This is a genomic window from Streptomyces niphimycinicus, assembly GCF_018883605.1.
Lineage (GTDB): Bacteria > Actinomycetota > Actinomycetes > Streptomycetales > Streptomycetaceae > Streptomyces > Streptomyces niphimycinicus.
Window position 1 is genome coordinate 1 of the sequence record NZ_JAHLEM010000915.1, and the last position, 6,080, is coordinate 6,080.

Annotated in this window: 5 protein-coding genes and 1 pseudogene; 4 read left to right on the forward strand and 2 right to left on the reverse strand. The window is 73.1% G+C overall.

Going from position 1 to position 6,080, the window contains the following annotated elements:
* The 4 genes and pseudogenes from KN815_RS45315 to argF form a co-directional block, all read left to right on the forward strand.
* A pseudogene (locus KN815_RS45315) lies at positions 1–613 on the forward strand (hypothetical protein); the annotation flags it as partial.
* Positions 614–627: 14 nt separating this feature from the next.
* A complete protein-coding gene (locus tag KN815_RS45320; RefSeq protein ID WP_216347632.1) occupies positions 628–1,452 on the forward strand; it encodes a hypothetical protein in 825 nt (274 codons plus the stop codon).
* A 178-nt stretch (positions 1,453–1,630) separates the two neighbouring features.
* Positions 1,631–2,860 carry an arginine deiminase gene (locus tag KN815_RS45325; RefSeq protein ID WP_014055466.1) on the forward strand — a complete coding sequence of 410 codons (1,230 nt, stop codon included), beginning with the start codon at positions 1,631–1,633 and terminating at the stop codon, positions 2,858–2,860.
* A gap of 245 nt (positions 2,861–3,105) precedes the next feature.
* Positions 3,106–4,110: an ornithine carbamoyltransferase gene (argF, locus tag KN815_RS45330; RefSeq protein WP_216347633.1), complete on the forward strand. Its 1,005-nt coding sequence runs from the start codon at positions 3,106–3,108 to the stop codon at positions 4,108–4,110.
* Here the strand turns inward: argF and KN815_RS45335 are convergent.
* The gene (locus tag KN815_RS45335) at positions 4,097–4,591 is read right to left on the reverse strand and encodes an ATP-binding protein (RefSeq protein WP_216347634.1); all 495 of its coding nucleotides are present in this window, start codon (positions 4,589–4,591) and stop codon (positions 4,097–4,099) included. The two genes, argF and KN815_RS45335, sit on opposite strands and share 14 nt — an antisense overlap.
* A 424-nt stretch (positions 4,592–5,015) precedes the next feature.
* Entirely contained in the window at positions 5,016–6,041 is a 1,026-nt protein-coding gene (locus KN815_RS45340; protein ID WP_216347635.1) for a sugar kinase, read from the reverse strand.
* Between the last annotated feature and the right edge of the window lie 39 nt (positions 6,042–6,080).

The following is a 6,080-nucleotide window of genomic DNA, read 5'->3' on the forward strand; positions in this document are numbered from 1 at the left end:
CGCCGTGCACGGGCTGCTGCGGGACTGGGCGCGCGGCGACGACGAGCGGGAGCGCGAGACCGCCGCGCTCGCCCACGGCTACGGCCTGGCGGCCGGCTCCGTCGCGGCGTCCCTGGCGGAACTCGGCCGGATCGCCTGCGCCGACGACGGCCGCACCACCTCCCACAGCGTGCTGCGGCTGCTGGCCGGGACCGAACCGGAGACCGTACTGACCGCGCTCACCCGCTGGCTGCGCGACACCCGGCGGCCCCGCCGGGATCTGGCGCTGCTCACGGTGTTGCGCGCGGTCACCACCCGCACCTCGCATCTGTGGGGGCTGTGCGAGGTGCCCGAGCTGGAGCCGTACGCCGCCTGGCCGCTGGCGACGGCGGTGCTGGCGGCCCATCCGGGGTGCGCGCCCCGGCTGGCCGAGCTGCTGCGGGCCGCGCTGACCTGGGCCAGATCGGCCGGGGCTGCCGAGGACGCGCTGGTCGGCTGGATCCGGCGGGCGGCCGGCGACGAGCGGCAACTGACGGTGTTGTGCGGCTTTCTGCCGCGGCTGGCGCAGGACGGCGACGAGCCGCTCGACGCCGCGGCGGCCACGCGGATACGGGAGGTGCTGGAGGCGCTGTGAGGAGAGAGACATCGATGGTGAAAGAGACAGAGGACCCGACAACCACGGAGTCCACGGAGTCCACGCAGACCACGCAGACCACGCAGACCAGGGACGACACCACGGCGGAGCGGGCGAGGACGGCGGGCGCGGGGGTTCGCCGAGTCTCGGTCACCGGGGCGCGGCTGCTGCGCGAGGCACTGCGCCACGGCGGGGACGACCTGCCCGCGGCGCTGCGGGGGGCCGATGACGGCCTGCTGCTGAGCGCGCTCGACGAGGGGCTGCCCGCCGAGCGGGCCGCCCGGGTCGTGGTCGAGCTGGTGCGCCGCGCGCCCGAGCGCGGACCGGAGCTGGCGGACGCGGTCTGCGAGAAGGTGCTGCTGGCCCAGCTCTATCTCGACCCGCCGCCCCGCGCCCAGGGCGGTGCGGACGGACCGGCCGCGGACCCCGGCCGCCGGCTGCGGGTGCGCAACGCGCTGATGCTGTACGAGGGGCTGGTCCGCCCGTACGCGCGGCGCGGCGCGATGCCGGAGCTGATGGCGTGCGTGCTGCCCGGCCTGTGGACGGCCGCCGACGGCGCGGGCCGTGAGGTGGTGCGCCGGATCGTCGGCACCCGGCAGATGACGGGGTTCGGCGAGAAGGGCTGGAAGGCGCTGTTCGGCGGCGTGGCCGAGGAGTGCCGGGAGCACGAGGAGGCGGCGGCCCGCGCCACCCGGCGCGAGACACGGCGACGGTGGCGGCGCCGGGGCGCCGACGACGGCGGCGGGCTCGACCTGAAGCCCGGCCAGTTGTGGGTCTCCGCCCTGCTGGGGTTCATCGCGGTGGCCCTGGTGCTGATCGTGGTGATCGCGGCCGGATAGCAGCCACTCCCGGCGGCCGGATTGCCGCCCGCAGCCGACGGCGGGCCCGCCCCGCGCGGCGGAATCGCGGCGGAACCACGGCGGAACCGAGGCCGAACCGCCGTGGCCATCGCGATCAGCGCGAGTGTTCCGTGTCGCCGGGCGTTCACAACGGGCCGCGAGCGGCGAAGATGGGGACATGGGATTCCATGTCGACTCCGAGGCCGGGCGGCTGCGCCGCGTCATACTGCACCGCCCCGACCTGGAGCTCAAGCGGCTCACACCCACCAACAAGGACGCCCTCCTCTTCGACGACGTCCTGTGGGTGCGCCGCGCCCGCCAGGAGCACGACGGCTTCGCCGACGTCCTGCGCGACCGCGGGGTCGAGGTCCATCTCTTCGGGGACCTGCTCACCGAGAGCCTGGGCCTGCCGGAGGCGCGGGCGCTGGTGCTGGACCGGGTCTTCGACGAGAAGGAGTACGGGCCCCTGGCCACCGACCATCTGCGCGCCGCCTTCGACGAGCTGAGCGCCCCCGAGCTGACCGAGGCGCTGATCGGCGGCATGACCAAGCGGGAGTATCTGGGCCGGTACCCGGAGCCGGTCTCCGTCCGCTTCCACGCCATGGAGCCCGACGACTTCCTGGTCAACCCGCTGCCGAACCACCTCTTCACCCGGGACGCCTCCGCCTGGGTGTACGACGGGGTGTCGATCAACGCGATGCGCTGGCCCGCCCGCTGGCACGAGACGGTGCACTACGAGGCCGTCTACCGCCATCACCCCCTCTTCGCCAAGGAGGACTTCCACGTCTGGTCGGAGGGGCAGGCCGCGTATCCCTCGACCATCGAGGGCGGTGATGTGCTGGTGCTCGGCAAGGGCGCGGTGCTGATCGGAATGAGCGAGCGGACCACTCCGCAGGCGGTGGAGATGATCGCGCACCGGCTCTTCGAGGCCGGTTCGGCGCGGACGATCGTGGCGCTCGACATGCCCAAGGGGCGGGCGTTCATGCACCTGGACACCGTGATGACCATGGTGGACGGGGACACCTTCACGCAGTACGCGGGGCTGGGGATGCTTCGCTCGTACACCATCGAGCCGGGCGCGGGCAGCAAGGACCTCAAGGTCACCGACCATCCGCCGGAGCATATGCACCGCGCGATAGCCGCGGCCCTCGGCCTGGACTCCATCCGCGTGCTCACGGCGACCCAGGACGTCCACGCGGCGGAGCGCGAGCAGTGGGACGACGGCTGCAATGTGCTCGCGGTCGAGCCGGGCGTGGTGGTCGCCTACGAGCGGAACGCGACGACCAACACCTATCTGCGCAAGTGCGGGATCGAGGTCATCGACATCCCGGGCAGCGAGCTGGGCCGGGGCCGGGGCGGGCCGCGGTGCATGAGCTGCCCGGTCGAGCGGGACCCGGTGGAGCCGTAAGCGAGGCCCCGGACCGTAAGCGAGGCCCGGACCGTAAGCGAGCCCCCGAACCGTAAGCGAGGCCCCGGACCCGTAAGCGAGCCCGAGGACCCGTAACGCGAGGCGGCGGACCCGTGATGCCAGGGTTCACTCCCCGGTCTCCGTATATATGCAGAGCATCGTATATGCTTCCATGGTTCCTGGCCGCGGCGGCCTCGCCGTAGCCCCCGATCCGCCGTGTTCGCCGTGACCTAGGAGCCACCCCTATGGCGATTGACCTCACCGGCCGCCACTTCCTCAAGGAGCTGGACTTCACCGCCGACGAGTTCCGCCGCCTGATCGAGCTGGCGGCCGAGCTGAAGGCGGCCAAGCGCGCGGGGACCGAGGAGCGGCGGCTGCGGGGCAAGAACATCGCCCTGGTCTTCGAGAAGACCTCCACCCGTACCCGTTGCGCCTTCGAGGTCGCGGCCGCCGACCAGGGCGCCTCCACGACCTATCTCGATCCGGTCGGCTCGCAGATCGGTCACAAGGAGTCGGTCAAGGACACGGCGCGGGTGCTCGGCCGGATGTACGACGCGATCGAGTACCGGGGGCACGGCCAGGGCGTCGTCGAGGAGCTCGCCGCACACGCCGGGGTGCCCGTCTACAACGGCCTCACCGACGAGTGGCACCCCACCCAGATGCTCGCCGACGTGCTGACCATGCGCGAGCACAGCGACAAGCCGATGGACCAGATCGCCTACGCCTACCTCGGCGACGCCCGGTACAACATGGGCAACTCCTACCTCGTCACCGGCGCCCTGCTGGGCATGGACGTCCGCATCGTCGCGCCCAGCCTGCTGTGGCCCGACAACACCATCGTGGAGCTGGCGCGCCAGCTCGCCACGTCCACCGGCGCCCGGATCTCGCTCACCGAGAACGTCGAGGAGGGTGTGCGCGGCGCGGACTTCGTCGCCACCGATGTGTGGGTGTCCATGGGTGAGCCCAAAGAGGTGTGGGACGAGCGGATAGCGCTGCTCGGGCCGTACGCGGTGACGATGGACGTGCTGCGCGCGACGGGCAACGACGCCGTGAAGTTCCTGCACTGCCTGCCGGCCTTCCACGACCTGGGCACCGACGTCGGCCGGGAGATCCACGAGCGGCACGGGCTGACCGAGCTGGAGGTCACCGACGAGGTCTTCGAGTCCGAGCACTCCGTCGTCTTCGACGAGGCGGAGAACCGGATGCACACGATCAAGGCGGTGCTGGTCGCGACCCTCAGCGCTCCTTAGGGCCTTCCGCGGCGGGCTTTGCCGGGCCGTCCGCAGCGGGCTTTGCCGGGCCTCCCGTGGGCGGAAGGATGAACCAGACGGCCTTGCCGTAGGGGGTGGGCCGATAGCCCGCGTCCGCGCTGAGGGTCCGGATCAGCAGCAGTCCGCGTCCGCCCTCGGCGAGGCCGTCGGGTCTCTTGGGCCCTTCGGGGCGCCCCAGCGAGTCCAGCCCGCCGGGCGGATTCGGGTCCTGGTCGTGCACCTCGACCTGCCAGCCGCCGGTCGGCACCAGCTCCACCACCAGCTCTATCGGCTCGTCGCCGTCCGTGTGCCGCACCGCGTTGGCCACCAGCTCGGCCGTCAGCAGCTCCGCCGTGTCGCCGTCCACGGGCGCCCCGATGTCGGCCAGGGTGTTCCGGATCAGCGCGCGCGCCAGCGGTACGGCGGCCGTCGTGTGCGGCAGGGCGAAGCGCCAGGTGGCGGCGTGGGAGGGATCGGGCACGGAAGGGGTCCAGTCGGTCGGCGTGAAAACGGAGTACCGCGGCCCTTGACGGTATGAAGCGGACGATAGTGCCGGAAGGGGCCGTGGACCACTCTTGGCGGGACCTAGGGCCCGATGGGTGTGTTTGCTCCATATCGGTTGTTTGCGGCAGAAAAACCCCGATCTCACCTCCTGCTTTCTTCGCGGGAGCGTCGTGCTCGTCTCCCTGCCGGCCTCGACCGCCAGTCCCTCGTACGAGGCCGCCGTGGGCGTGTGGTGGACGGCCGCCATCGGCCACGGGTGGTTCCCGGCGCAGGGAAAGCGCGGAAGGGCGGAAAGGCGGGACAGGACGCGGGCCGGGACGCGGGCCGGGGCCCGGGCCCGGCGTCGAACAGGTACGTCAGCGCCGCCGCATCCGATGTGCGGGCCGCGTTCCGGCCGCTGGTCAACCGGTGAGCGGCGGCGCGGACGGCGCCTGCCCCGCGCGCTCGGGGATGTCCCGCTCCGCCCAGGCCCGGTCCGTCAGCCCGAGCAGCCGCTCGACCGTGGCGGGGTCCGGCAGCGGGCCGTGGTCCCCGATCACCCTCAGCGCGGACGCGGCCGTGATGTGACCGAGCCGCAGTGCCGAGGCCAGGTCCTTCTCGCGCAGCAGTCCCGCCAGGAAACCGGCGGCGAAGGCGTCCCCCGCGCCGACCGGCTCCACCACCTCCGTGCGCAGGGCCGCCACCGTGACCTGTGTGCCGTCGCCGAAGGCGGTCGCCGACCGTCCGCCGTCCTTGACCACGAGCAGACGCGGATGCGGCAGCAGCGTGCGGACGCCGCCCGTATCGAGGTCCGCGCCCCACAGGTGCTGCGCCTCGTCGAGGCCGACGAAGACGATGTCGGCGCGGTCGGCCAGCTCGCGGAGGACCGTGGCGGCCGTGCCGTCCGGCCACAGCGCCGGGCGGTGGTTGACGTCGAAGCTGATGGCGTACGGGCGGTCGGGCGCGGGGATGGCCAGCGCCCGTTCCACCAGGGCGGCGCAGGACGGGGAGAGCGCGGGGGGCACGCCCGTGAGGTGGAGGAGCGCCGCCGAACCGAGTCGCGGATCGTCCAGGATGCCGGGCCCCAGCGCCGAGGCCGCCGAACCGCGCCGGTAGTAGTGGACACGGGTGCCGGTGGGCCCCGGCTCCTTCACGAGCAGGCCCGTCGGCCGGTCCGGATCGGACCGTACGCCCGAGACATCGACGCCCGCCGCGGCCACGGCGGCCCGCACCCGCCGGCCGAACGGGTCGTCGCCGAGGGCCGAGAGCCATACGGCGGCGAGGCCCAGGTCCGCGAGGTACATCGCCACATTGGACTCCGCGCCCGCCACGGACAGCCGCAGACTCTCGCCGGTCTCCACGGAGTCGGGCGGTTCGGGGGCCAGCGCGGCCATCGTCTCGCCGACGCAGACCACCGGTCCGGCCGCCGGGCGCCATGGGGCCGTCATGCGCGCGCCCGTGCCGGCGCCGGCCCGGGCCCGGCACCG